Source organism: Ktedonobacteraceae bacterium (genome assembly GCA_035653615.1).
GTDB lineage: Bacteria > Chloroflexota > Ktedonobacteria > Ktedonobacterales > Ktedonobacteraceae > DASRBN01.
This window is the reverse complement of the sequence record DASRBN010000013.1, coordinates 78,458-103,659: the sequence shown is the minus strand read 5'-3', so window position 1 is coordinate 103,659 and position 25,202 is coordinate 78,458. Positions and strand designations below refer to the sequence as shown.

Annotated in this window: 18 protein-coding genes; 12 read left to right on the top strand and 6 right to left on the bottom strand. The window is 54.3% G+C overall.

Features of this window, described 5'->3' with window-relative positions; genetic code table 11:
- Positions 1–419: 419 nt before the first annotated feature.
- Entirely contained in the window at positions 420–893 is a 474-nt protein-coding gene (locus VFA09_07530; protein ID HZU67113.1) for a PaaI family thioesterase, read from the top strand.
- Positions 894–942: 49 nt separating this feature from the next.
- Here the strand turns inward: VFA09_07530 and VFA09_07525 are convergent, their stop codons facing one another.
- The 3 genes from VFA09_07525 to VFA09_07515 form a co-directional block, all read right to left on the bottom strand.
- Positions 943–1,815: a hypothetical protein gene (locus VFA09_07525; protein HZU67112.1), complete on the bottom strand. Its 873-nt coding sequence runs from the start codon at positions 1,813–1,815 to the stop codon at positions 943–945.
- 406 nt (positions 1,816–2,221) lie between these two features.
- Positions 2,222–3,145 (bottom strand): YafY family protein, encoded by a 924-nt coding sequence (locus tag VFA09_07520; protein ID HZU67111.1) that lies wholly within the window; start codon positions 3,143–3,145, stop codon positions 2,222–2,224.
- Complete coding sequence (locus VFA09_07515; protein ID HZU67110.1) at positions 3,142–4,170, bottom strand: D-cysteine desulfhydrase family protein; 1,029 nt, start codon at positions 4,168–4,170, stop codon at positions 3,142–3,144. The genes VFA09_07520 and VFA09_07515 overlap by 4 nt, the downstream gene beginning before the upstream one ends.
- Before the next feature lie 185 nt (positions 4,171–4,355).
- Here VFA09_07515 and VFA09_07510 point away from each other — a divergent pair, with 185 nt between their 5' ends.
- The 6 genes from VFA09_07510 (at position 4,356) to murJ (ending at position 14,435) form a co-directional block, all read left to right on the top strand.
- Complete coding sequence (locus VFA09_07510; GenBank protein ID HZU67109.1) at positions 4,356–7,421, top strand: AAA family ATPase; 3,066 nt, start codon at positions 4,356–4,358, stop codon at positions 7,419–7,421.
- Between the two features lie 146 nt (positions 7,422–7,567).
- Positions 7,568–8,869: a hypothetical protein gene (locus VFA09_07505; GenBank protein ID HZU67108.1), complete on the top strand. Its 1,302-nt coding sequence runs from the start codon at positions 7,568–7,570 to the stop codon at positions 8,867–8,869.
- A gap of 281 nt (positions 8,870–9,150) precedes the next feature.
- A complete protein-coding gene (locus VFA09_07500) occupies positions 9,151–9,939 on the top strand; it encodes a PIG-L family deacetylase (GenBank protein HZU67107.1) in 789 nt (262 codons plus the stop codon).
- Between the two features lie 12 nt (positions 9,940–9,951).
- On the top strand, positions 9,952–10,908 hold the full coding sequence (locus VFA09_07495; protein ID HZU67106.1) for an EamA family transporter: 957 nt from the start codon (positions 9,952–9,954) through the stop codon (positions 10,906–10,908).
- Positions 10,905–11,396 carry a DinB family protein gene (locus VFA09_07490; protein ID HZU67105.1) on the top strand — a complete coding sequence of 164 codons (492 nt, stop codon included), beginning with the start codon at positions 10,905–10,907 and terminating at the stop codon, positions 11,394–11,396. Before VFA09_07495 ends, VFA09_07490 begins: the two co-directional genes overlap by 4 nt.
- A 534-nt stretch (positions 11,397–11,930) precedes the next feature.
- A complete protein-coding gene (murJ, locus tag VFA09_07485) occupies positions 11,931–14,435 on the top strand; it encodes a murein biosynthesis integral membrane protein MurJ (protein ID HZU67104.1) in 2,505 nt (834 codons plus the stop codon).
- 37 nt (positions 14,436–14,472) lie between these two features.
- On the opposite strand, the gene VFA09_07480 is transcribed toward murJ, so the two are convergent.
- Positions 14,473–15,846, bottom strand: a complete 1,374-nt coding sequence (locus tag VFA09_07480; protein HZU67103.1) for a glycosyltransferase family 39 protein — start codon at positions 15,844–15,846, stop codon at positions 14,473–14,475.
- Between the two features lie 431 nt (positions 15,847–16,277).
- Between VFA09_07480 and VFA09_07475 the strand changes: the two genes are divergently transcribed.
- The 4 genes from VFA09_07475 to VFA09_07460 all read left to right on the top strand — a co-directional run bounded on the left by VFA09_07475 (position 16,278) and on the right by VFA09_07460 (position 19,956).
- On the top strand, positions 16,278–17,057 hold the full coding sequence (locus tag VFA09_07475) for a hypothetical protein (GenBank protein HZU67102.1): 780 nt from the start codon (positions 16,278–16,280) through the stop codon (positions 17,055–17,057).
- A gap of 66 nt (positions 17,058–17,123) precedes the next feature.
- Positions 17,124–17,579, top strand: a complete 456-nt coding sequence (locus VFA09_07470; protein ID HZU67101.1) for a hypothetical protein — start codon at positions 17,124–17,126, stop codon at positions 17,577–17,579.
- 104 nt (positions 17,580–17,683) lie between these two features.
- Positions 17,684–18,385, top strand: a complete 702-nt coding sequence (locus tag VFA09_07465) for a response regulator transcription factor (GenBank protein HZU67100.1) — start codon at positions 17,684–17,686, stop codon at positions 18,383–18,385.
- A 2-nt stretch (positions 18,386–18,387) separates the two neighbouring features.
- Entirely contained in the window at positions 18,388–19,956 is a 1,569-nt protein-coding gene (locus tag VFA09_07460) for an ATP-binding protein (protein ID HZU67099.1), read from the top strand.
- A 106-nt stretch (positions 19,957–20,062) separates the two neighbouring features.
- Here the strand turns inward: VFA09_07460 and ftsH are convergent, their stop codons facing one another.
- Together ftsH and VFA09_07450 are read right to left on the bottom strand one after the other, a co-directional pair.
- Positions 20,063–22,372 (bottom strand): ATP-dependent zinc metalloprotease FtsH, encoded by a 2,310-nt coding sequence (gene ftsH, locus VFA09_07455; protein ID HZU67098.1) that lies wholly within the window; start codon positions 22,370–22,372, stop codon positions 20,063–20,065.
- Positions 22,373–23,126: 754 nt separating this feature from the next.
- Entirely contained in the window at positions 23,127–24,266 is a 1,140-nt protein-coding gene (locus VFA09_07450; GenBank protein ID HZU67097.1) for a site-2 protease family protein, read from the bottom strand.
- Positions 24,267–24,410: 144 nt separating this feature from the next.
- Between VFA09_07450 and VFA09_07445 the strand changes: the two genes are divergently transcribed.
- Positions 24,411–25,187, top strand: a complete 777-nt coding sequence (locus VFA09_07445; protein HZU67096.1) for a metallophosphoesterase family protein — start codon at positions 24,411–24,413, stop codon at positions 25,185–25,187.
- The last annotated feature ends 15 nt before the right edge of the window (positions 25,188–25,202 follow it).

The window sequence follows — 25,202 nt, the reverse complement described above, 5'->3', positions numbered from 1 at the left end:
CCCTCCTGAGTTCGCTCCTCAACAACGCTGCTTTCCAATGAGGATCCTCTCAAACGTTCTCTCGACTTTCTCACTGTTCAGCTCTGCCTACACCACAAAGTGTACCTGCTGTTTATTGTTCTGTCATCCACTCTAGAGATGCATTTTGACTGCCAATTTTTCAACTCTGGAGTGTAGCCCAACTATCCTACTTGACACAGTGCTCTTCTAGTCTTCAATTTCGCTTCGTCAGAGACACAATAGGGTGGCTCGTTAATTCGATTATCTCCATGGCGAGTGAATATTTGACGGGATGGCCTGCTTTGTGATTGAGTAGAAGAGAATCTCCATCAAGCTGCCACCATATCAGGCAAGCAGGGAGCTATTTATCAAATTCGGAAGCTTTCCTATAGTAGAGTAGGAAAAGGAGCGAGATCGCATTGGCACAACAGGCATACCAGGATGTATTTTCAGGGAGCATCAGTCATTGTTGGGGTTGTGGGTGTAACAATCCGCATGGCCTTCAGATTAAAAGTTATTGGGCGGAAAATGGCGAGGAGACGATGTGTGTCTGGCAGCCGCGTGAGTATCATACAGCAGCATGGCCCAATATTCTCTCCGGCGGAATCATCGCCTCGATCATGGATTGTCATAGCCTCTGCACCGCCATGATGTTCGCCCATCGAGCGGAAGGGCTTGAATGGAGCGATGATCCCTCGATTATCTATATCACGGGTTCTCTCCAGGTCACCTATCTCAAACCGGCCTCGGTAGACGTTCCGGTCACACTGCAGGCGCGTGTGAAAGAGGAAAGAGGGAAAAAGATGATCGTGCATTGCTCCCTCTTTTCTCAAGGTGAGGAATGCGCGAGAGCGGAAGTGACGGCGATCAGGTATACTCCTGCTAAGGAGTAGATTGAGGAATTTGCTGCTGAACTTACACCTGTAGAGGATGTCAAGTTCGTCATATCTTCCCCTCATACGCCTCTAACGTCCGCAGAACCTCAATAGTCTTGCGCCCGCGCCACTCGGCCTCGACTGCTGAGCTAATTGTTTCCCAGGAAAGCGGCCAGCCACCGTCAACCTGCTGTTGATCGGTAAGCGCGGTCAGGTGCTTTTTGATGGTTTCGTCATCGAATAAACGGCGGCAGTAGCTTTGCGGTGTTGGCGCCCAGTCCAGCGGCTTCTGCACGTAGCCCTCCGCATTGGCATCGAGTTCGACGACGCCGGGCTGCATAAGGCGGGATGCGATGCGTTGTAGCTCATGTTCAGCACGTTTGCGGTCTGGAGCATATTCCAGAAAAGTGATGACGGGCATGAGAGTATGAAATTCGTTCGTGTCTGTAGCCGCGATCTCACGCCAGCAGAATTCTGATGCCGTCTCGATCCATGGGTGCTGTATGCCGTGCTTGAGGAGCAACCCTGCTATAGCCGCCGTTGGATTGAGAGAGGCCGGCGGGTTGTCCTCGACCGTCCACCATGGTGCATGTGGATAGTTATTGACGGACGGCAGGGCGTAGGGAACGCCACCATCAGCAGTGGTAATGGTGACAAGGTAATCGCAGGTGCGTGTGACCATCGAATCATGCATGGCATCGATGGCGTCCAGGATATGCAGGGCGATTTCGATGTCTTGCGGTTGGCTCGATGGGCAGCGTTTATCGGGTTCCAGGGCGTTGCCGAAGCCGCCATCCTCGTTCTGGTAGGCGCGCAGTGCGGCCAGGACAGGCTCTTTGGGGCCATTGTCAAACAGGCAGGTGAACAGGTAACGTTCGAGCAGACGAGCGTTAAGCCAGGTGAAGTTCTGGGCGTTTTGCAGGCGTGAATTGTGTTCCATAGTTTTTTCCTTTCAATGTCATTCTGAGCGCAGCGAAGAATCCCGCGCGCCTCGTCGCTATAGTTCACCTCAATGTCATTCTGAGTGAAGCAAAGAATCTCGCGCCTCGTCGCTATAGTTCACCTCAATGTCATTCTGAGTGAAGCGAAGAATCTCGCACCTTGTCTTTATGGTTCAGTTCCGCAAGGGGCTTCCATCTGAATAGAGTGTACATGAGGGAAGGTGACAGCAGTATGTCACTATTGCGAGTCTATAGGGCGGGGTGCAGGGACCTGATTATGCTTTTTAACAAACTACTGCGGCAATGGGTGCGGGCCGATTCATCGTACACACCGCCGATTTATCGGCCCGCTTGCCAACTACCAGAATATTTTGTCAAACTGCATTCTCGCGTCCGGGGTGGGGCTTATGAGTAGCGTTGCGCGATTGCTAAAGCTGCCTGTTGTACGCGCTGTCGTAAAATATCGGGGGCAAGCACTTCGGCATCGGGGCCAAGGCTGAGAAGCGTGCGCACCAGCCAGTCATATTCCGAGGGCGGGCAGCGAAAGCAGAGCAATCCGCCCTCTTCTCCAAGTGGTTGGATGCTATCGCCCAGTTGGGGATCGCGCTCCATGACCAGCACGCCACGGGCAGTAAGCTGGATGCGCACTTCCGAATATGAAGGATGCCCATAGGGAAGTGCCGATGTGGAAGATTGTATTGCTCCCGGCGCCTGGATTTTATGCGCCTCGATGAAGCGGTCGACGCGGTAGGTGCGCTCTTCCTGGCGTTCGAATGAGTAGGCTGCGCAGTACCAGAAACCTGCTGCGGAATAGAGATGGCGAGGAAGAATCGATTGTTGTGAAGTTCCGCGCTCAGAACGGTACGAGATTTGCAGCCATTGTCCGTCGCGTGCGCATTCGATGAGCAGTTCAATGAATGGCGTGGCATATTTGCGTTCGGGAATGTCGAGGCGAACGGTTTGTAAGAGGTGTTCGGTATCGTCTTGATGCTGCGCGGGGATCAGCGCCTGCATTTTTGCCAGTAGCGACTCGCGTTCCTGTTTGAAAGGCGTATCGGCAAGCTGTGAGACGCTGCTGAGCGCCAGGCGCAATAAAAGGGCCTCGCGCAGCGTCAATTGCAGAGGCGCCAGGGAGTAATCCGGCATCAGGGTATAACCACCACGCGGGCCTGATTCGGTAATAATAGGTACGCCCATTTCGCACAGCGCCTCGATATCGCGAAAAACGGTGCGCTTCGAGATTTCAAAGCGTCGTGCGATTTCACTTGCTGTACGCCTCCCGCTCTGTAGGAGCAGGATAATGGCCGTCAGCCGATCAATACGGTTCATAAAACTGTTACCCCGCGCTTCACGAGATGCTCTTTGATCTTTTCGGAATAGGCAAATAGGGCGGGAATCCCACCTGAGTGCAGCAGCAGAATGTGCTGACCAGGAGACCAGCGCCCGGCTCCCTGGTGCGCAAGAAAGCCAGCAGCCATCTTGCCGGAATAGACGGGGTCGAGGAGTATGCCTTCTGTCTGTGCCATCAGCAGAATGGCATCGAGGCAGGCTTCGGTGGGGTCGCCATAGCCACTGCCAACAAATTCGTCATAAATCTCGATTGGCCCGCGAGAACGTGCAGGATCGCGTTCAAGCAAGCGGCAGAGTTCATTCCACCACTGTTCCAGGCTCTCGTAACAACGTTCACGCTTCCGGTTAACGCTGATTCCAATCATAGGACAGTCGATGCCTTTTTCCCGCAAGGCGAGGAGCAGCGCGGTGAAGATGCCGCCGGTGCCAAATGGCGAATAGATGGCGTCGAGCTGTAGATTTTGCTCGGATACTTGTCGGGCTATCTCTAGTCCGCAGCGCACGTAGCCAAGGCAGCTATGAGGAGTTGTGCCGCTTATGGGAATATAATATGGATTGCGGCCCTGAGAACGCAAGGTTTCGCAGAGGTCGAGTACATACTGTTCCAGGTCCCAATGGTCGTTTGTCTCGACAAAATGTACTTGAGCGCCCATGAGATAAACGGTCAGCAGGTTTCCCTGGAAGAATTGACGTTCATCCTTGCTTAGCACCACTGCGCAGTCCATCCCTACTTTACGAGCGGCAGCGGTAGTCAGCCGTGCGTGGTTGCTTTGAGCAGCTCCGCAGGTTACCAGCATATCGGCCCCTCGTGCCTGTGCCCGGGCGATCTCATATTCCAGTTTGCGCGGTTTGTCGCCTCCCAGGGTGATATCGGTGAGATCATCGCGCTTGATAAAGATATTTGGGCCGAGTCTCTTACTCAAATGGGGGAGCGACTGTAGGGGTGTTGGAAGACGTGTCAAAAGGACACGTGGATATTGTTCTAATGCGTCTTCGATGGCCATATTTCTCTTCGTTTCTAGGACAGGCTACTTCCAATTTCAAGGGTTCAGATTGTATTTATATCACAATCCCAATGTTAGCAAGAATACCATTGCAGTGTTAGTCCTATTCCTGCTAAAATAGGCTGTCTTGATGCGGCTTGTGTAGCAACAAAAACAAATAGAGCAAAGCTTCGAGGATCAAAGCGATGCAGGCATCAGCCACTCCGTCCGTCATCGCGCCAATCCTGGTTGGGCGAGCGGGACAACTTGAAACATTACGCGGGCTTGTCGATCTGGCAAAACGTGGAGAGGGTCATGTCACCACTATCAGCGGTGAGGCTGGAGTTGGGAAATCGCGCCTGGTCGCCGAGGCTAAAGGCTATGCCGCAAAGCAGGGATTTCTCGTGCTGCAAGGGAATTGCTTCCCTGCTGATAGTAATTATCCCTATGCTCCTCTACTCGATTTGCTACGTTCCCTCTTTGCTTCTCATCCAACAGATATACCTGCTGCTGAACTGAACAGCCTGGTGCGGAAAATCTATCCTTTACTACCCGAATTTGTTTCCGATCAAACTATTCCTCTTTCACAACTTGAGCCTGAACAGGAGAAACGGCGGCTTTTCGCGGTTCTGGCAAATTTTTTTCTCCGTCTCTCAACGCGGTCTCCAGTACTCCTTATTATAGAAGATGTGCATTGGAGCGATGATACCAGCCTGGATTTTCTGCATTCGCTCGCAAGGCATGCTCTGTCCCAATCGATCCTGCTTGTTGCTACCTATCGTCATGACGAAATACCTCCATCCTTGAGCAACTGGCTTGCCCAGATGAATAGGTCGCGGCTCACGCAGGAAATTCGACTCCTGCCTCTTACACGCGTCGAAGTCGATACGATGCTGGCAGTTATTTTCGATACGAAACATACGTCCCTTGATATGCGTCGTTTCTTGCACGGGGAGCTCCTGGATACCCTCTTCACACTGACCGAGGGCAATCCCTTTTTCGTTGAAGAGACGCTGACTACTCTGATCGCGGCGGGCGATATTTTCTACGCGGCAGGTTTCTGGAATCGAAGTGCTTCTCGCGAGATTTCTGTTCCGCAGAGCATTCAGGATGGCGTGCAACGGCGGACAGAATACCTGGGAGAATCTGCCAGGCATGTGCTGACGCTGGCAGCAGTCGCGGGGCGGCATTTCGATTTTGCCCTCTTACAGCAGCTTACCTCATATGACGAGCAGCAACTCCTGCGCATTATGAAAGAGTTGGTTGTCGCTCAACTGGTCGTTGAAGAATCTGGCGAGCGGTTTGCCTTTCGCCACGCGCTGACGCGGCGAGCTATTTATACCCAGTTGCTCAAACGCGAACGCAGGATGCTTCATGAGGCTATTGCCGAAACCCTTGAGAAGCTTATTTCGGCTACAGCTCACGATCACACCCAGGATGCGAGCAATCTGGTCCCCACACCTCATCTTTCGTTCGATGCCTACCTTGAAGACCTGGCTTATCATTTTTACTTAGCAGGAGCATGGGAGAAGACGCTGGATTACGCCTACCGCGCCGGAGAAAAGGCGCTCCGGTTATACTCACACCGTGCTGCCGTCGACTATTTCACCTGGGCTCTGGAAGCTATCGATCACCTGCCGTCAACTCCAGCTTCACCGGTATTATATCGTGCTCTCGGGCAGGCACATGAAACACTTGGTGAATTTGAGCAAGCAGAGCAGAATTACACGAGAGCTTTGGAAACTGCCCGCCTGCTGCAAAATCGGCAGGCGGAATGGCAAAGTCTGATCGACCTGGGGTTTTTATGGGCAGAACGCGATTATATCAAGACAGAAACCTGGTTCCGGCAGGCGCTGGCCCTGGCACAATCGCTTGCTGACCCCATGCTCTATGCACGAAGTCTTAATCGTGTCGGCAACTGGTATCTGAATGTAGAGCAACCAGATGAGGCATTGCGCTATCATCAGGAGGCTTTGAGCATTTTTGAGCAGCTCAACGACCCGCATGGAATCGCAGAAACTCTGGATTTATTAGGAATGGCGAGCTACCTTGGTGGAGACCTGATTAAGGGTACGGCTTACTATACGCAGGCGATAAAACTCTTTCGAGAAACCGGTAACCGGCAGGGTTTGACATCGAGCCTGGCCACCTTAGCAATGCGTGGCCCGACATTTCATACAGATATGATGGTCGCGGCAGGCAGTTTAGCCGAGGCGCAACATGATGCTCAGAACGCTTTCAAAATTGCGCGTGAGATCGGTCAACGTTCAGCGGAGGCATATGCCCTCTTCCAGTTGGGATTGTGTCTGGGTTCCCAGGGTGAGTATACGCGCGCATTGGCGGCGGCTCAGACAAGTCTAGATATCGCGGAAGAGATTGAACATCACCAGTGGCAGGCGGCCGCGCATGCCATGCTTGGGGGCATCTATAGAGGTCTACTGGCGCTTCCACAGGCGCGGCAACACTTTGAGCAGGCGCTGCTATTGGCGCAAGAGGTCGGTTCGTTGTTCTGGACGCGTATGTCCACGGGCTACCTGGCCTCAACCGCTATTCAAATGAAAGACCTTTCCTACGCGGAAAAGGTACTTCAGGCCGGTTCGAGTCCAGGTGACCAGGCGCGAACGATGGCTCAACGGTTGCTCTGGTGCGCGACAAGCGAGCTGGAACTGGCGCGGGGTAATCCTGCCCGTGCCTTAGAAATCCTCGATGAGCTTGACGCTTTTGACCCGAACGTTGGAGAAGGACAGGGAAGCCTGCTCATCCTGAAATTACGCGGTGAAGCGCTGGCAGCTTTACAGCAACCCATAGAGGCCGAAGCAGCTTTTGCCAGGGCGCGTGAGATTGCCAGGGAGTATGGAGCTCGACCGGTACTGTGGCACATTTATCTCGCTAGCGGCAATCTCTATCTGGCTCGGGGAAGAAATGTAGAGGCTGAACAAGAGTTTGCCGCGGCCCGAACACTGATTGAAGAACTCGCGACTAACATCGATAATGAACCTCTACGGAATAATTTCCTGGATCAAGCAACAGCTTTATTGCCTCAACAGCATCCCCAATTACCTAAACAGGCGCCCGGCGGTCTGACGGCGCGCGAACGCGAGGTTGCTCTACTGATTGCCCAGGGCAAATCCAACGCCGAAATCGCGGAGAGCCTGGTCGTCTCCAAACGCACCATCGAAACGCATATTGGGAACATCATGTACAAATTGGGCTGCACCTCGCGCACGCAAATCGCCGTCTGGGCAGTTGAAACAGGCCTGGCGGAAAGATAAGAGTAAGTCTAGAAAAATACGTAATCCGATACGTTATCCTACCGATGTGTTCATAGCTTTAATCGAGTACATTTCCTATCAGTAGGCAGCTAGTAAGGTGCTTACCTTACGTAAAGAAGATTGCCCTGGAAGGAAAGGAGATAACAATGAACACACCATCTGAGGAGCCAACCCGGAACGCGCAGGCGACAGGGGAGGCCGGGTTGAACCAGGCGAATGGTCGCCTGCAGGAGGAACTGATGAAAGGACATGCGCAACTTCCGAAAGCTTCTGAGGAAGAGATGCCAGCCGGGTCGCAGATACCCACTCATCTCCGTGGGAGCAGCCGCAGGAAGATGCTGGCGAAAGGTGTGGGGATGGCGGCAGTGAGCGTGGGAGCGGGCGCACTGCTGCAACTGGGCGGCGGGACGGCCCAGGCGGCAGACATTCCCAAGAAAGGAATCTTTACCAGCAGCAAAGCGGGCACGCCGGCGGCGAGTGCCACAGGCACGAACGGGGCCGACGGCGTGGATGCGACCAGTGATAGCGGCACCGGGGTCTCAGCCACCAGTAGTAGTGGCACCGCCCTCGTTGCCATCACCAGCACCGGTCTGGCAGGCCATTTCGCCGGCGGCAGTGTCAATATGGACAAAGACCTGACCGTCGGCGGCGCATTGAGCACGAGCACTTTGAGTAGTGGGGCGGGGGTCCTGGCCAGTAGTGTGAGTGGCACGCCGGCGGTCAAGGCTACCGGCACGAACGGGGCCGACGGTGTGGATGGCCGCAGTGATAGTGGCGTCGGTGTCTATGGCGACAGCAATAACATTGGCGTCCAGGGTCAAAGCACCAACGTCGGCGTCGAAGGCGATGGTGGCAAGTTCGGCGTCCTAGGCAACACCACCACCGGCATCGGCGTCTATGGCTTCAGCGGCAACATCGCCGTCCAGGGCATCTCCGGCAACGGTATTGGCATCTTTGGTGAAAGTGACGGTAGCAGCGGCACCGGGGTCTACGGCGCCAGCAACAGTGGCACTGGCGTCCATGGCTTCACCCAGTCTGGCCTGGCAGGATTGTTTGATGGCAATGTTCAGGTGAATGGCAACTTCTCCGCGACGGGCACCAAAAACTTTGTCCAGGCTCATCCGACCGATCCAACAAAGGAAATTGTGTATGTTGCGCTGGAGGGAGGCGAAGCGGGGACATATGTGCGGGGTAGCAGCCAGCTCGTCAATGGCAAAGCCGTAATCGCCTTACCCGAGCACTTCCGGCTCGTCACCGAATCCTCAGGCTTGACCGTTCAACTCACGTCACGCGGCGCGTGGTTGCAGCTCTATGTCGTAGAACTGGATACGACGCAGCTCGTCGTGCGGGAGGCGCAGGGCAAGAGCGGGGCGTTCGACTATCTCATTCATGGTGTACGCAGGGGCTATGAGCAGTATGAAGTGATCCGCACGAAGCGCCAGGCCTGAGCCTGCTTCGCCATGGACCGTAACAAAGGCTCGTTTGGGAGGTTTTTTGCCCAAAAACCTCCCGGCGGGCGTTCGCAGATTTCTGTAAAAATCTCGCTCCGTGTATTTTCCTCTCATCTACGTGTGAACGCTGTCAATATCTCCGTGTTTGCCACGATGTAACGTCTGCTTTTCCCATCTATACTTCTCACAAATGTAGGGACAGCGCCTGGTGGCTGTTCTCATCTAATCGGACCTGGTTGCTTGATACTATGGGAAAGGAAGTAGGAACATTGAAATTAATGGCAGTTCTGGCCCATCCAGATGATGAATCACTTGGTAATGGCGGCGCTCTGGCAAAATATGCCGCAGAGGGCATCGAGGTTACGCTCATAGTCGCGACACGCGGGGAGCGTGGCTGGCCGGGTGCCGAAAGCGAATATCCAGGGGTAGAGGCGCTGGGAAAGATACGTGAAGCTGAAGTACGAGCAGCCGCGAATACGCTTGGTGTTTCCAGCGTTCATTTTCTGGATTACCTGGATGGAGAGCTTGATACCGTTCCGCCAGCCGGGGCAATTGCTAAAATCGTTGAACATGTGCGTCGCGTACATCCCGATGTAGTCATCACTTTCGGACCATATGGAGGATATGGACACCCGGATCATATCGCCATTTGCCAATTCACCACGGCAGCTCTCATCGAGGCCGCTGACCCGCGCTCCCATTACCATGCGGAACTCGCCCCGTATAGCGTGTCGAAGCTCTATTACATGGCCGAGACTGAAGATGTGTTTGCCGTGTATCAATCGGTCTTTGGCGACCTGGTGATGTATATCGATGGCGTAAAGCGCGGCATGATCACCTGGCCGGACTGGTCGGTAACGACACGCATTGATACCTGGGATTACTGGAGGACCGTCGCGCGCGCAATCTCCTGCCACCAGACGCAAGTACCTGCCTACCATGTGCTTGAAAATCTCTCGCAGGAGCAGCGCGAAAAGTTATGGGGAACACAGTGCTATTACCGTGTCTTCAGTCGCGTCAACGGTGGCAGGCAGGTGGAAAACGACTTATTCGCGGGCTTGAGATAAGGAGGCCAACAGATGCGATTCCGTGAATATCTCGTCCTTTTTGTCCTGGCGGCGCTTTGGGGGTCATCATTCCTCTTCATTCGCGTCGCCGTCACCGAACTATCACCACTGAGCCTGGTTGGCGCGCGTTTTGTGATCGCAACGATTGGCCTGCTGCTGGTGGTACCATTTCAAGCGCAGGTGCTGAGAGGATGGCATACACACCTGGGAAGCTTTGCGGTAGTAGCCATCTTCAATGCTATCATCCCATACCTTGCGATTAGCTGGGGAGAACAGTATGTGCCATCGGGCCTGGCGGCTATCCTGACCTCGACGCTCCCATTAGCAACGGTGATCATCTCGCACTGGTGGCCGGGAGGCGAACGTATCACCTGGCAGCGTTTTGCCGGTGTCGCTATTGGCATTGTGGGCGTCGCGATCGTCATTGGTCCGACGGCACTAAACACCGGCGTCTCGACATTCTACATCCTGGGCGTTTGCTCTATTCTGCTCGGAGCAATCAGTTATGCTATTGGGGGCCTTCTTGCTCACCAATTGCTGGCGGGCCTTCCGTCGATACTGCCCGCTCTTGGTCAGACAGCCATGGGAGCTTGTATACTAGGTCCCATCGCCGCTATTGCATTCGCCGTTCATCCTCCCACGCTGCCACTATCAGGCGCGGTGATCGCATCCGTGTTAGGGCTGGCGTTGGCCGGCACAACCCTTGCCTACATCTGCTTCTACTGGCTGATTGACCATGTGGGGCCAACACGTACCGTCATCGTTACTTATCTCCTTCCATGCATGGCCCTGGTTTATGGCGCGCTGCTGTTGCGTGAAACTGTGGGGATCAACGCATTGGCAGGACTGGCCATCGTCTTACTCGGCATCTTTCTCGTTGGCAGAAAAACCGCCGGGCAATCTTTGGATGAGCACAAAATTCAAGCTGCACATCCGCAAGTCAAAACAGAAGAAAGGATCAACTCATGAACGCAAAAGACATTTTGAAGTACGGACAACCAGCAGTTCTCTCAACGCTCGAAGGGTTCCCCGAAAGCGCCTGGGAAACGCCAGGAGCCTGTGGGGTCTGGTCGGTCAAGGACATCATCGCTCACCTTGCCTCATATGAACAGGTGCTGGTCGATATCCTGGCCGGATTTGTCAGCAGACAACAGGCACCCTCTCTGGACAGGTTTATTGAACTGGGCAGCCAGTTTAATGATACCGAGGTAGAGCGACGCAAAACGAGAACAATGAGAGAGGTTCTCGACGAGTTCAATGACGCGCATGCGCAGGTGATGTCTCTGGTCGGAAAGATCGCGCCGGAAACGCTGCGCCAACCTGGAACGCTCCCCTGGTACGGTATGGACTATTCGCTAGATGATGTCATTGTGTACATGTATTACGGGCATAAACGCGAACACAGCGCCCAGATCGCGGCTTTCCGGGATCGCCTGGATAGCCTTAGTAAAGAGTAAGTCCTGTAGGGACAATGCCGGGTGCCTGCCCTCACCCTAAGTGCCTAAAGGAGTAAAAACCATGACGACAGCACAAAAGACACACGAACTCGACGCCAGCCCATTAAAAGCCAGCCTGCGAGGACAACTCATCCAACCCGGTTAAGGTATACTGGTAGGAGCAGCGCGGTGACAGCTTCTTACGAATTACTGCCCTGCTCCTAAGCCGGTTGGGATGCCATGATAGGCACGAGGCACTGTCCCTACAGGGGTACTTTCGAGTATATTGCTAGGAATTATGAATAATAGCAATTATAATGTTCAGTGAAGGGGTCTAATACAGCCGGAATCTGGGGAGGATTCTTCTCTCACTCGCAAACACTTCTAAAACGAAGATATGGCAGAAGCTGCATGAACAGTTTTTGAAAAATCTTCGGTAAAAATCTAATCTTAACTGCCATGCTGAACATTACTACCGGTAGCTCTTTGAAGCGCTGGACAGGAAGAACATTTCGCTTCAGGCCTGGAAGCTTTCGCTTGAGCCAGAGCCTGTACATGCGAAGGTTTAGTATAACAGAAGCGGCAACGCTGCTCCTGCTAGCTTATCTTGCCTCAAAAATACTGGGAGTAATTCGCCAGTCCCTGTTCAACTCGCTCTTTGGGGCAGGCCCTGCCGCGACCGCCTACTATGTAGCTTTCAATATCCCCGACACGATCTTCAACCTGATCGCCGGCGGCGCGCTGGTACATGCGCTGGTACCGGTATTTCTCGCCTACGAAAAAGAGCATGGGCGGGAAGACGTCTGGCGTTTTGTCAGCCTGGTCTTTAATATCCTGCTGGTTGCGCTCACCGCTGTTATCATCGTGGCCGAAATGATAACTCCACAATTCGTGAGTAAGATATTAGCGCCCGGCCTGACTCCTCAAGAACAGGCGCTTACCGCCACCTTGACGCGTATCATGTTGTTACAGCCCTTGATTCTGGGGCTGGGCAGCATTGCCACGGCAGTCCTGCATAGCAAACGACAATTCGTGCCATCGGCCATCTCGATTGCCATCTATGATGTAGGGCTGATAGTAGGCATCTTATTCGCTCGTGCAATTCCTTCAGTTGGTATTTACGGCCCTACCGTTGGGTTGCTCGTTTCTGCTTTCTGCCAGGTAGCGGTGCTGGTTCCAGGCCTGGTAAAGCTGGGGGCGCGTTACACCTTTACCTGGAATGTAAAGCATCCCGGGCTGCGCCAGCTGCTGAGCTTACTTGGACCCAATGTGCTGACTCTGGGCGTCACGTCGGTAGGCGGCATTATCATTACTTCCCTTGCCACCTACCTGCCCGATAAGGCCAGTATTGCCGCTATTCATAACGCATCGCTGCTGTTTAACTTGCCTTTAACGCTGCTGGGGGTGACATTGGCGAATGCTCTGCTGCCCCAGATCACGACCTATGCGACACACGGGCGCTATAGACGCATGAGCTGGACGGTCTGGCGTATCGTAGGGGCGGCGACGCTGCTGAGCATCCCTGCTGCTGTTCTTTTATATATCCTGGGCAGACCTGCTATTTCAATTCTTTTCCAACATGGGGCATTTAATGGGCACGCGGCGGCATTGACCAATACCGCCTTGCTTGGCTTCGCCGCCGGACTACCAGGGCAGACATTGGGCCTGCTGATCGTCCTCGGCTTTTACGCCTTGAAAGATGCATTGACCCCACTGTTTACCGGCGTATTTGAACTGGTCACACATGTTTGCCTGGCGCTCTTGCTGCTGCACCTGTTCGCGGGCAGCAATGTGATCCTGGCGCTTCCATTGGCCGCGAGTATCTCGGCAACTCTCGCGGCAGCGACGTTGTGCTTGATACTATTCCTGCGCTTGCGAGTAAAAGTAAGCCAGGACAGGGGTATGCAGCGATTATTGAAAAGGAGGCAGTTGCAAGTGGTTAAGGAAATTGACCAGCCAGCACCGGTCGGGGACGTAGGAGCCAGATTGATCGCGCCCAGGGTGGGGCTTCCTCATGATTCGCTCAGGCGGAAAGCCCAGGTGAATGGCGCAAGCTGGCCTGGCTCCTCATTGACGCCGTCTCCAGACGATTTGATCGATACAAAACCGGTACCGGCAACTGATGGTGATGATGCGCTTATGGAGCTTATGCGGCAGCATATCGCCCACATCCATACTCCCGATGCGGACCCGGTCGTGCTTATGGAGATGCTAGAGAACATATGCCGGCATCTTCATGATGCCGGGCCGGAACTCTTTGAGCGGGTAGTAGATGCTTACAGGCAGGCGGCAGCAGTCAATACCAGGGCATACTCTTTGCAATTTGTGCTGGGAGAACTCTATTTCCGCTCCAGCAGCTACGATAAGGCCGTTGATGCCTATATGCTCGCTATGCAATGCAGGCCCTTTGAGTTGGTAGCGCGTGTTCGTGCGGCGCAATGCTTGATTATGGAGGGATTGCCGGGCGTCGCGATTCTTCAACTCGAACAGGCGCAACAATGCCTTCATAGCTTCACAGAATCACCGTCGCTTGTTCGCGTCTGGCAGGCTCGTCCCTTAATCGAGGATGAGATAGCTGAGCCGCCGGATATCGTGATCTCGCAATTGTTGAGCAAAGCCACGCAGAGCAAGGCGCGACAGGAGCAGATGCATTCGTTCTTACGGCGCGTCAATCAAACTCCTTCCTCATATCATGAAGTTGCCCAGGTGAAAAGGCAATTTGTGACAGATCCTCAGCCGGTTCTGGCAGAGCAGCATATACCACCCGAGTCAGGCCAGCTAGAAACGCAAGAAACACGCGACGAACTGGCCGAGACTTATAAGATACAGGGTATTTTGCATGAAACCATCGCCAAACTGTGCGAACAGGTGGTAGTCTACTTACGCAACAATCAGGTGGGAGAGGCCAGGGCCGCGATGCAACGTGTTAGCTCACTCTATATGCAATTGGGAGATAGGGAGGAAGCTGATACTCATATGCGCCATTCCGAAAAACTGGTATTTCAAGCCCCAATTTCAGTCCCCCAAAAGGAAGGCTCTGGCCCCTACCGCTTTTGGTAAGAACAGTATGGCGGCCAGAGCCGAAAAGGTCAAGACATTAAACTACCCAGTGACCCGTCAGGAATTGTGTCAATAAGAAGAAAAAGATCGCGCCCGACACCATGCAATAGCTCAGGTGCAGCGTGCGTGATTTGCCGATTCTGGCCAGCATGATAAAAGCGGGGAAAATTTCCAGGACAAAGCGCGTCATTGACTCCAGGGGATAGCCGGTATTGGCAATCGGGAAGAGTTGCAGGTAGAGATAGATGACAGCAGCATAGATGCCGTAGCTCCACATGCGCGCAGGTAGTCTCCACGGTCCTATGAACATCGACACGATCAGTATGAATACCAGCAGGTCCGATCCCAGGTCAATTGAGGTGCGCATCGTGAGGAAGCTGAGGAAACCGCTGTGCCGCATTTCTCTGATGGCCGTGAGAATCCCCCACCCAGGAATGCGCAGGGTGCGGCCCCAATCGGCATGCGCGTGTACAAATGCCAGGGGATCATGAAAATGTATATAACAATAGATGGCATAGATCGCGATACCGGCGGGAATACACAGGCCGAACAGGATATTCAAACGCAGGCCTTTCACAAGCCGTACCAACTGCTGCCTTGAGAAGTGTGATTGGATGGTTTCTCCGCGCAGCATCCACAGGCGGCGAAGATATTCATAACAGAATGGAGCCAGCAGGAACATGCCATCAGGACGTGTCAGGCTGGCTAGCAGGCCAAACAACCCGGAAAGCCACCAGCGGCCACGCCGCATATAGTAGAAGCTGAGAATGGATAGGCACAGGAACAGCGATTCGGTGTACGCTGCTGAGAAAAAGAAGGCGCTGGGGAAGATGGCGAAGTACAGCACGGCGAAATAGGCGCGATCACCATCGAAATCTTCTTTGACGAGCCGGTAGAGGGCTGTGAACATGAACAGTTCGGCGATATTCGAGACGAGCAGGCCAGCGGTAAGCGAATCCTGCGTCACAAACATGAATGCACGTTCGAGCAATGGATACAGCGGGAAGAATCCGGCCACGTGCAGCTCGTAGTAACCAAAGCGTGCGATATGCGAGTAGTAGGCGGTATCCCAATAGTGCCATTGTTCCCACAGCGTGGAAATTGGTAAGCCTTGCGGGGAAAAGTCTTTGACGGTAAAGAGGAATGCCAGGCAATCGATGACAAAAATAGCCAGGTGTATGGCGATATAAACGGGCAAAATGGCCTTGAACGCGTCATACCATGGGCGCCAGGATGGCTTATCCTCGCTCAACCTGTCGTCAGAAACCGAGGCTATCGCATCGCTGAATTGCCGTGCTGAATCGGCTTGAGCGACATCGACATCCTGTGCGTGATTGGCGCTCTCTACCGTCTCACCGGCAGGTGACACAGTCGAAGAAGTGTTATCAGAAGAGTTCGTGAATAGATGCATCGGATCATTCCTGGTCATTGTGCGATTGCAGGCGCCTTAAAAAGTTGTACATTCTTGTCCCTGTCCTTATGGTTTCCCATACACCATCATCAAACGCTTGCCACGGGAGAATGTAACAGAGCGGGCTAGATTTCTTATCAGTATAATTTCAATCCCCTATACGGGCTAAGGAAAGTGATCCGGCCCCTGCCCTGTCTGGTGGGAGTAGTATAGCGGCCAAAACCGAAACCGTCAAGGGCAAATACAATAAACCACATGCGACAATTTTGCGACAACTTTCTGATTATGCCGCGACATTTCCCTGCTACAGTATGCGTAGGCGAGATGGCGGAGCATGTTGTAGGGACAGCGCCTTGTGCCTGTCCTGCTATAACGATAGGCATGGGTGGGCCACCAGCCTGGTAAAACGTAATGAGGGAAATGATAGAAAAATGAACCAGCTACAAGTATTTACTGGCGCGTCAGGCTATGAATTTCGCATGCAGATACGCCGCCGCTCCATGTGGATCGCGTTTATTGCCATGGGGCTGATCTTCACGCAATTTCATCAACCCTGGAGCCGTCCGATTACAACCCCGGCACGTGATGCCATCGTCTACTGGACGGCGATTGCGCAAACGTTTCTTGCCGTGGTCGCCGGTATATTCCTCGCCGATCGTTTGCAGCGAGATCAACGCACACGCGTCGATGAAGTACTCGGGGCATTGCCCGGTGGCTTAGGTGCCAGGCTCTGCGGAAAATACTGCGGTAGTATACTGGCGACGCTGGTGCCGCTACTTCTGGTCTATGGCGCCGGCGTCATCTATATACTTGCTCGCTGGCACACCACGCAGGCGCTTCCTATCGCGCTGGCAGCTTTTGCCACCATCGCGCTGCCGGGTTTATTGTTTGTCACGGCGTTTTCAATCGCCTGTCCGGCTTTTCTATGGTTACCCCTGTACCAGTTCCTTTTCATCGGCTACTGGTTCTGGGGCAACCTGCTGCCCGATGTTGGCATTCCCACCCTCAGCACTACTATTCTCACCCCGATTGGCGGCTACATGTGTACGGGCTTCTTCAATCCGATGGGAAAAGAGGGCGTATGCAATCCAGGTATTCAAGGGGCAACAGCCATACAAGGTGTTGAAAGTATGCTGCTCCTGGTTGCAATCTCGATCCTGGTCATGCTGCTATTATGGCTCGGATTGAGGTTCTACCAGGCAAGGCAATAAATACAGCAATCTTGTAGGGACAGGGACAAAGCCCTGTCCCGTTATAACGAAAGGAAATACAAAACAATGAAATACGAAGCTCAGGACGAACAGAGACAAGCGTTCTACTGGCAAGAGTACCAATCGGAGAGAACGCCTGATTATGTCTCATACGATCAGGGACAATTTTCCCCCACGCCATCTCTAGATGGCGCTGTTATCGGGGCTATTCTTTCCTATTCGCTCGGTTGGTTCACGGGACTGATCTTCTACCTCTTTGGTCGGAATCATCCCTACGTGCGCTTTCACGCGTTACAATCACTGCTGTTTTTTGGTGCCATAAACATTGCAGACGTAGCGCTGTTCAACATCATTGATGCCCTGACAAGGTTTCACCTGTTTCCTTTTCTCTCCTCGTTTGCGATTCTGCTCTTCCTTTTCTTGAATTTCGTCGCTTTTATTGGCTGGGCAGTCGGTATGATCCAGGCGGCCAGGGGAAAGTATTACAGGTTACCACTGGTTGGACATTTGCCGGTAAAGTAAGCAGGACGACCGCAAAGGTCGTCCTGTTTGCCGGCAGTCTATGGTACACTATTACCTGGGCTTGAATGGAGTTTTCTCATCTCTGACACTAATAAAAGTGGGTTATGACAACGATTTTGCTGGTAGAGGATGCTTATGAACTGGCGCAGGTGATTATGCGCGAGCTTGAAACGAACGGTTATCGAATTTTGCACGCAAGCGATGGACTGGTGGGCCTCCAATTGCATGCGCAGGAACGGCCCGCGCTCGTCATCCTCGATTGGATGCTGCCAAAGCTGGATGGCCTTGAAGTGCTGCGGCGCATGCGGCAGGTCGCGCCAACGCCGGTCTTGATGCTAACCGCTCGTGGCGAAGAAACAGATCGCGTGGTGGGGCTTGAACTGGGAGCCGACGACTATCTCACCAAGCCCTTTAGCATGCGCGAGCTGGTCGCACGAGTACGCGCATTGCTGCGACGCGCCGAAATCGTCCAGCAGATTTTGCGTGACGACTCCAAGGCCGCGAACAGCCCATTAGGTTATGGACCCTTGTTTCTTGATCCACAGGCTCACCTGGCAACGCTGCATGGCCTGTCGCTTGACCTCACTCCCACAGAGTTCGCCCTGCTGCACCTCTTGTTGCGTAGCCCCGGCAGAGCATTCAGCCGCGCATACCTGCTGGATACTGTCTGGGGCCAGACGTATATCGGCGGCGATCGCTCGGTTGACAATACCGTCCTGCGGCTGCGCAAGAAACTGGGGCCATTGGGTGAGGCCATCGAAACTGTCTGGGGCATTGGCTACCGCCTGCAGCCCGAAAGGCCTTGAGTATGCGCTTGTCCATCCCCCTTTTCAAGGCAAACCCGAAACAGGCTGTGCTTGAGGCACTGCTCCTGGGAGCTGTCTTGTGGGGCTTGCTGCTCATATTCCAGGGCAATATCGCGGCTTTCACGTGGCGGCTGGTCATGGGCATTCTGGTTGCGTCTTGCTGCTCAGCTTACTGTGCATTGCGCATGTGTTTTGCAAAGAGCGGGTGGTTGACACGGATTATGGTAGGAGGTACGGTTGCCGGCATAGTGGGTATCGCACTAAGTGGAATTGAACTCGCTTTTGCTTTCTGGTTGATCCATTTGGAGCCTTCATATGGCTATACAAGAGACGGTCTCTGGCCGTTTGAATCGGCAACGTTATGTTTGGCGGCGAGCTATATTGTCTTCTTTTGCCTGCGTATCGCTACCCGGCTGTGGCTCTTCTGGGATCGGCTGAGGCGCAAGCAATTGCTCTGGGCACTGACCCATGCCCATGTCATGCTTGTAGCCCTCGGTGCCGCGCTGCTTATCCTCTTTGTCGATGTCCTGGCTCTCTGTAGCGCAGGCAACGCTTCCATTATCCTGCCAGCCACATTTGGCATCGCGGCCTTGACCATCATTGCCATGCTGGTTGTGATACCTCCATCAGCACTCTTCTCCTTTATCGTCATACGTCGCACTACCCGCCGCCTGAAAACGCTCACCGAGGCCACCGCCACCTTGCGCCAGGGCAATTATGGTGTCCGCGTCCCCGTCATAGGAGAAGATGAGGTAGCCCAACTCCAGAACGACTTCAATGTAATGGCCGCCGACCTCGAAAGCACCTTGCGCGAACTGCGTAATGAACGCGATACCGTTTCTGGTCTGCTTGCCGCGCGCCGCGAACTGATTGCCAGCGTCTCGCACGAATTGCGTACCCCCATGGCTACGCTACGCAGCTACCTGGAGACAACCCTCATGCACTGGGAGGAAGGCTCGCCGCCAACGTTGCAGCATGACCTGCAGATCATGGAGAATGAAGTCATACGCCTGCAAACCCTGGTTGAGGACCTCTTTACCCTTTCACGCGCCGAAGTCGGCAAACTCACCCTGCGCTGCAAGCCAACCGACGTGGGAAAACTGGTACAAAGCATCGCGGATACGAGCGCTGCTCTTGCATGGCAATCAAGCAGGATCGAGGTGGTGGCAGATATCTCTTGCCAGACGCCTTCAGTGATGGTTGACCCCACGCGCCTGGAACAGGCATTGCACAATCTACTACATAATGCAGTACGCCATACGCCACCCGGTGGTATTGTCGCCCTTGTCGTCGCGGAAGAAAAGGGAAGTGTCATCATTCAGGTCAAGGATACCGGTGAAGGCATCGCACCCGAAGATCTGCCGCATATCTGGCAGCGTTTCTACCAGGCGCAAAGCGCGCGCAATGAGGCCAGCAGCGGAGCCGGGCTGGGCCTGGCGCTGGTGAAAGAGTTGATCGAGGCTATGAATGGAAGTGTAGAGGTTGAGAGCAAGCCGGGCGAGGGCAGTTGTTTTACTATTCGGCTACCACGTGCCTGTGTAGAGGCAGCGTTGCCGGACATTCCCTTGTAGTCATGCATATATAACACAAAAGGGGGGATGTACTCTATGGGTAATCCCCCCATCTTATCCCGGCGGAAAACAGGCAAACACACGGCAAGGATGCTGCAAATGTGGTTTACGCTGCCTGCTCCTGTGCCAACAACGCCTCGAACTGCTTGCGGTTCAGTTGCTCCTTCTCCATCAGTTCGTTCGCCAGCCGCGTAAGTTGGTCTGCGTGCTGGCGCAGGATAGCGCGTGCCATTTCGCGTCCCTCGTTGAGGATGCCCTGCACCTCCAGGTCAATCAACGCCGCCATGCTCGCGCTGCTGGCATTCCCTGTACCTGGCGCGGCCATAGCAAACGCGTGGTGCTGGGCTGCCTGTGGCTCGTTCCCATTCAGTAGCAGGTTGCCATCGGCGTCGGCCACCAGGGTGCGGGGTCGGCTGTCGATCTCTGTGCGGGTCATGGTGAGTCCCGCACCACCTGGCGAGTAGTCGCTGAAGACCACGCCAACTTTTTCGCTCATGCCCCAGCGTGTGACCATGCGTCGCGCCAGGTCGGTTACCACTTGCAAATCGTTCTCTGCCCCCGTGGTGACGCGGTCGGGACCGAAGGTGAGTTCTTCGGCGACACGCCCGCCGAGTCCGACGGCGATGCGCGCCATGAGGAATGCGCGGCTGTAGTTGTAGCGGTCTTCTTCGGCGGTGAATTGGGTGACGCCAAGGCTCTGGCCGCGCGGCAGGATGGTGACGCGGTTGACGGTATCGGCTTCGGGCAGGTGATAGGCCACCAGGGCGTGCCCGCCCTCGTGATAGGCGATGATGCGCCGTTCATGCTCGCTCATTACCAGCGGTCGCAGCGCGCCAAGTTGTACGCGGATGAGCGCATCTTCGAAGCACTCATGGTTGATGCGCTCCAGGTTGCGCCTTGCCGCACATAGAGCCGCCTCGTTGACCAGATTCGCCAGGTCGGCGCCGCTCATGCCGGTCGTCAGGCGAGCAATGCGTTCCAGGCTTACCCCTTCGTCCAGAGGCGTGCGCCGAGTATGGACGGCCAGGATTGCCTGGCGCCCGGCGCGGTCGGGCAGCGATACGTTGATGGTGCGGTCAAAACGCCCGGGCCGCAGCAGCGCTTTGTCCAGAATATCGGCGCGGTTGGTAGCGGCGAGTACGACCACGGCCTGGCGGGCGTTGAAGCCATCAAGCTCGACGAGTAACTGGTTGAGAGTCTGATCGCGTTCGTCATTGCCGATCAGTCGCGTCGAGCGCTTGCGGCCAACGGCGTCGATTTCGTCGATGAAGACAACGCATGGGGCCGACTGGCGCGCCTGGTTGAAGAGGTCGCGCACGCGGCTGGCCCCCACGCCAACGAACATTTCGACAAATTCGGATGCGCTCATGCTGAAGAAAGGTACGCCTGCTTCCCCGGCCACTGCCCTTGCCAGCAATGTTTTGCCCGTTCCAGGAGGGCCAACCAGCAAAGCGCCGCGTGGGATGCGCGCCCCCAGGCGATCATAGCGATCAGGGGAGCGCAAGAATTGTACGATTTCTTCTACCTCGGCGCGTACCTCGTCGATGCCGGCTACGTCGTTAAAGGTGACAGGGGGCGGCGCGACCCTGGCAGGGGTGGCTGTGCTGGTCGCGGGAGTTGCGGACCTGCCCAGACCAGGTGCCTTCTCCTGAGGGCGGCGTGGCGAACTGGACTCTTTGGCGCGCTCAAAACGGCGCACGCGGCCTTTCGCCATTTGTGAGATGCGCTCATCCATCATGCGCGTGGAACGATTGGGGTTGCGAGGAAACAGCACCAGGCCCATTATCAAAACCAGCAGCAGGATAGGAGCAAATCGCCACAGCACCGATAACCACAGAGGCGTCGTGGCGGGCGCCTGCGTTGTTACTACAACATTGTTGCTGGCCAGCAACGGCATGAGCGAAGGATCGCCGGCAGCAGGAATGCGTGTATAAAGAAGATGAGCCGCATCAATGGCCGGCCCAGATGTGGCGTTGGCCCAGGTTGCTGTATTGCTGGCATCCATATAGTGATTCCAGGCTGCTATATCGGCGGCTCTCTGGCTAGAGGTAATAGTTATGTGTTGAGAAGTACTGGCCTGCTGTTGAGTCAGCGAGTGGATGAGCATGCCATTGATCTCGTCTCCTCGAATAGTTACTGCCACAACATTGCCTGCTTTGACCTGCGAGACGAATGTGCTGTAGTTTACCGCGGTCACCCCACTGGGGGGCGTGCCGGTGGTGGGCGGCTGCAACTGGCTGAACACACCAAAAAGCAGCACAAGAATAGCAGTAAGCAGGATGCCGGCGAAAAGAGCTTGTTTATACGTGCTAAAAAACTTCAGAATCCCGGTTTTTGTTATTTTCTTTCCTACTGTGTTGAATCGAAGTCTTCGACCATGCCCCGACAGCTGGTCGCGTCCCTCCTTGCCGTCCATATACTCACCTCATCCAGGACAGGTCTTGCAGTTCTCATTGCCTGTAGACCTTGCTGTGTATCCCTGCTGTAGGGCAGCCGGCCATAATGCCTTTCTGCCATACAGTTAGCATTTCATTCTCCCTTTTTGCCTTCCCTGGCGTGTGTAACTCTTCTTTCCTTGAGCGGAAAAAAGAACGGAGAGGTTGATTAGCAGGATGGCCGTTATGGTCTCCACCTTCTTCAACATTTCCTCACCCCTCTTGAATCAAAGCGAACGCCAGAGGGAGAATCCTTCTTTTGTGCCTGCCATAAAGTGCAGGAAAGAGGCCGTTCAATAGAAAATAGATAAGAAAAGGTACTGGTGCAGGGACACCACCGGGAAGCGCTCCATTTGCCTGCTTCCCGCCTTAGAACTGAGGTGCTTTACGCACTTACTTCACAGTATAATAACGTACACCAACGTGTTTCGACACACCTCACATAGCATAACACAACGGTATAGGTGGAAGGCAAGAGGTATAGTACCTACTTGAAAGGTCCTTCTAGTTCTTATACGTAGCCGGTTACCTTGCTAGATGCAAATGTACAAACGAAAACCCAGGATAGGATTCTTCGTTGCACTCAGAATGACATGGCCGTCGTCGGGATTCTTCGCTGCACTCAGAATGACATGGCGAGTCCTATAATCAAAGGACGTTGCGAAGCGGCAGAATTGCGGGATGGGTTTTCATACCAAGATGGGTTTTCATACCAACATATAGGTAATCACCGGACTATGCGGCTTTACTGGTATCATTGATTCCTAAATTGCGGCGGATTTCGAGAAAACGCATAATGGCATCGCGACTCAGCACGCCTACGACTCGTTCATCCTGCACGACCGGCAGCTGGTTTACATCCTGATTGGCCATTAAGGACAGCACATCATTGAGATTCTGCTGCGGGTAGACGACATGGAGCCGGTCGCGAGGTATCATGGCAAAACCAACGGGAGTCTGTGCCCATTGCTCCTGCGGGACATGGCGAATATCGGCGAGTGTAATCAGGCCGGCCAGCTGTTCGCCTTGCGTGACGAAGGCGAAGCGCAGTCCTTGCGGCAAAAAGTATTCATAGACCAGCTTTTGTAGGGAGATATTGGCCGGGACAGTAACCGGCGCCGGATTCATCACCTGGCTTACCTTGACACCTCGCAGTAACGATTGCAGCATCACCTGAGAATTCGCGGTGCGTGCTGAACTCATCAGGAACCAGCCGATGAAACCGATCCAGATGCCACCTATGAAGTCACCTGTAAAGAAGAGCCAGATGCCTGCCAGGATGAAAAGATAGGCGACGATTTCACCACTGATCGTAGCGACGCGCGTGGCCGTGCGCAGATTACCGGTGATGTGCCAGATGATCGAGCGAAAAACTCGCCCTCCATCGAGAGGAAAACCGGGGATCAGGTTGAAGATGCCGAGCAGAACATTGGTAATTGCCAGGTAGCCCAGTATGCCGGCCACCGGCGAGTTGCTCCCTCGCAGTGGCAGCAGCAAGAGGTAGCAGATGATTCCGATCAAAATGCTGACGACCGGACCCACGACCGCCATCTGAAATTCTATGCCTGCGCTCGTCGGTTCCTGTTCGATATTGGAGACACCTCCGAAAATGAAAAGGGTAATATTACGTACGGGCAGGCCACGCGCGCGCGCAACGACCGAATGGGCCAGTTCGTGCAGCAAGACTGAGACGAACAGAAGGAGGGCTGCGATCAAGCTGGTTATCCAATAGGTGGCTAGCGACCAGTGGGGGTAGATTGCCGGAAACCAGCTTGCCGCCAGCGACCAGGTCAGGAACACGAGGATGATAATCCAGCTTACATTAATATAGATATCGATACCGGCTATCTGGCCAATGCGCCATGACCCAGGCATAGTGATGCTCCTTTTTCAGTTCAATATAATAATTGCCTTCTCTTTATTATTTATGGCAGAACGATATAGTAGCGCAAGCTCATCGGAGAGAGTATAGTATGGAGTAATATTGATACTAGTCGTATGGAAAAGAAGGAGTAATGAATGCGCATCGCTCTCCTATCTGATATTCATGGCAATCCTGTTGCGCTTGATGCTGTGCTGGCCGATATTGAAGCACAGGGCGGCGTAGATAGTTACTGGATAGTAGGGGATTTCTCGGCTATGGGCTATGACCCCGTGGGGGTGTTGGAGCGGGTGGCACAATTGCCGAATGCCTCTTTTTTACGGGGTAATCATGACCGTTACACGGTTACCGGTGAGCGCCCAGGTCCGACATTGGAGCAGGCGCAGGCAAATCCGAAACTGGTGCGGCTGCTTTATACGATGGCAGCAAACCTGGCCTGGACGCAGGGGCATATTCTTGCCAGTGGCTGGTGGCGCTGGTTCGAGCAACTGCCGCTCGAATTGCGCGTGACCTTGCCGGATGGAACCCGCGTATTGGCCGTTCACTCTGCTCCCGGAACTGACGACGGACCGGGCATTACTCCACTTATGAACGATGATGAAGTGCGTAAACTGCTGGCGCCGGCAGAGGCCGACCTGGTGATTGTCGGACATACCCACGTTCCTATGGACCGCACTATCGACCAGGTACGGGTCTTCAACCTGGGCAGTATCAGCAACCCCATGCATCCTCGCGTGGATGCCACCTATGCCATTTTAGAGGCCGACGAGAAAGGCCATAGCCTGCAACTGCGCTACGTCGATTATGATCGACAGCAAGTCATTGAGGAGTTGCAGCGTGTAAAGCATCCCACGGCGGAGTTCCTGGCGAAGTTTATTCGCGGCGAAATGAGGCCGCCGTGGGCGCCACGCTGAACCTCTGGCACGCTT

Excerpts from the sequence above, each read along its gene's own strand:
- VFA09_07510 (HZU67109.1), top strand. The coding sequence starts at position 4,356 with ATGCAGGCATCAGCCACTCCGTCCGTCATCGCGCCAATCCTGGTTGGG.
- VFA09_07475 (HZU67102.1), top strand. The coding sequence starts at position 16,278 with ATGAACCAGCTACAAGTATTTACTGGCGCGTCAGGCTATGAATTTCGC.
- VFA09_07460 (HZU67099.1), top strand. The coding sequence starts at position 18,388 with ATGCGCTTGTCCATCCCCCTTTTCAAGGCAAACCCGAAACAGGCTGTG.
- VFA09_07470 (HZU67101.1), top strand. The coding sequence starts at position 17,124 with ATGAAATACGAAGCTCAGGACGAACAGAGACAAGCGTTCTACTGGCAA.
- VFA09_07445 (HZU67096.1), top strand. The coding sequence starts at position 24,411 with ATGCGCATCGCTCTCCTATCTGATATTCATGGCAATCCTGTTGCGCTT.
- VFA09_07480 (HZU67103.1), bottom strand. The coding sequence starts at position 15,846 with ATGCATCTATTCACGAACTCTTCTGATAACACTTCTTCGACTGTGTCA.
- VFA09_07450 (HZU67097.1), bottom strand. The coding sequence starts at position 24,266 with ATGCCTGGGTCATGGCGCATTGGCCAGATAGCCGGTATCGATATCTAT.
- VFA09_07465 (HZU67100.1), top strand. The coding sequence starts at position 17,684 with ATGACAACGATTTTGCTGGTAGAGGATGCTTATGAACTGGCGCAGGTG.
- VFA09_07525 (HZU67112.1), bottom strand. The coding sequence starts at position 1,815 with ATGGAACACAATTCACGCCTGCAAAACGCCCAGAACTTCACCTGGCTT.
- VFA09_07495 (HZU67106.1), top strand. The coding sequence starts at position 9,952 with ATGCGATTCCGTGAATATCTCGTCCTTTTTGTCCTGGCGGCGCTTTGG.
- murJ (HZU67104.1), top strand. The coding sequence starts at position 11,931 with ATGCGAAGGTTTAGTATAACAGAAGCGGCAACGCTGCTCCTGCTAGCT.
- VFA09_07490 (HZU67105.1), top strand. The coding sequence starts at position 10,905 with ATGAACGCAAAAGACATTTTGAAGTACGGACAACCAGCAGTTCTCTCA.
- VFA09_07515 (HZU67110.1), bottom strand. The coding sequence starts at position 4,170 with ATGGCCATCGAAGACGCATTAGAACAATATCCACGTGTCCTTTTGACA.
- VFA09_07500 (HZU67107.1), top strand. The coding sequence starts at position 9,151 with ATGGCAGTTCTGGCCCATCCAGATGATGAATCACTTGGTAATGGCGGC.
- VFA09_07505 (HZU67108.1), top strand. The coding sequence starts at position 7,568 with ATGAACACACCATCTGAGGAGCCAACCCGGAACGCGCAGGCGACAGGG.
- VFA09_07520 (HZU67111.1), bottom strand. The coding sequence starts at position 3,145 with ATGAACCGTATTGATCGGCTGACGGCCATTATCCTGCTCCTACAGAGC.
- ftsH (HZU67098.1), bottom strand. The coding sequence starts at position 22,372 with ATGGACGGCAAGGAGGGACGCGACCAGCTGTCGGGGCATGGTCGAAGA.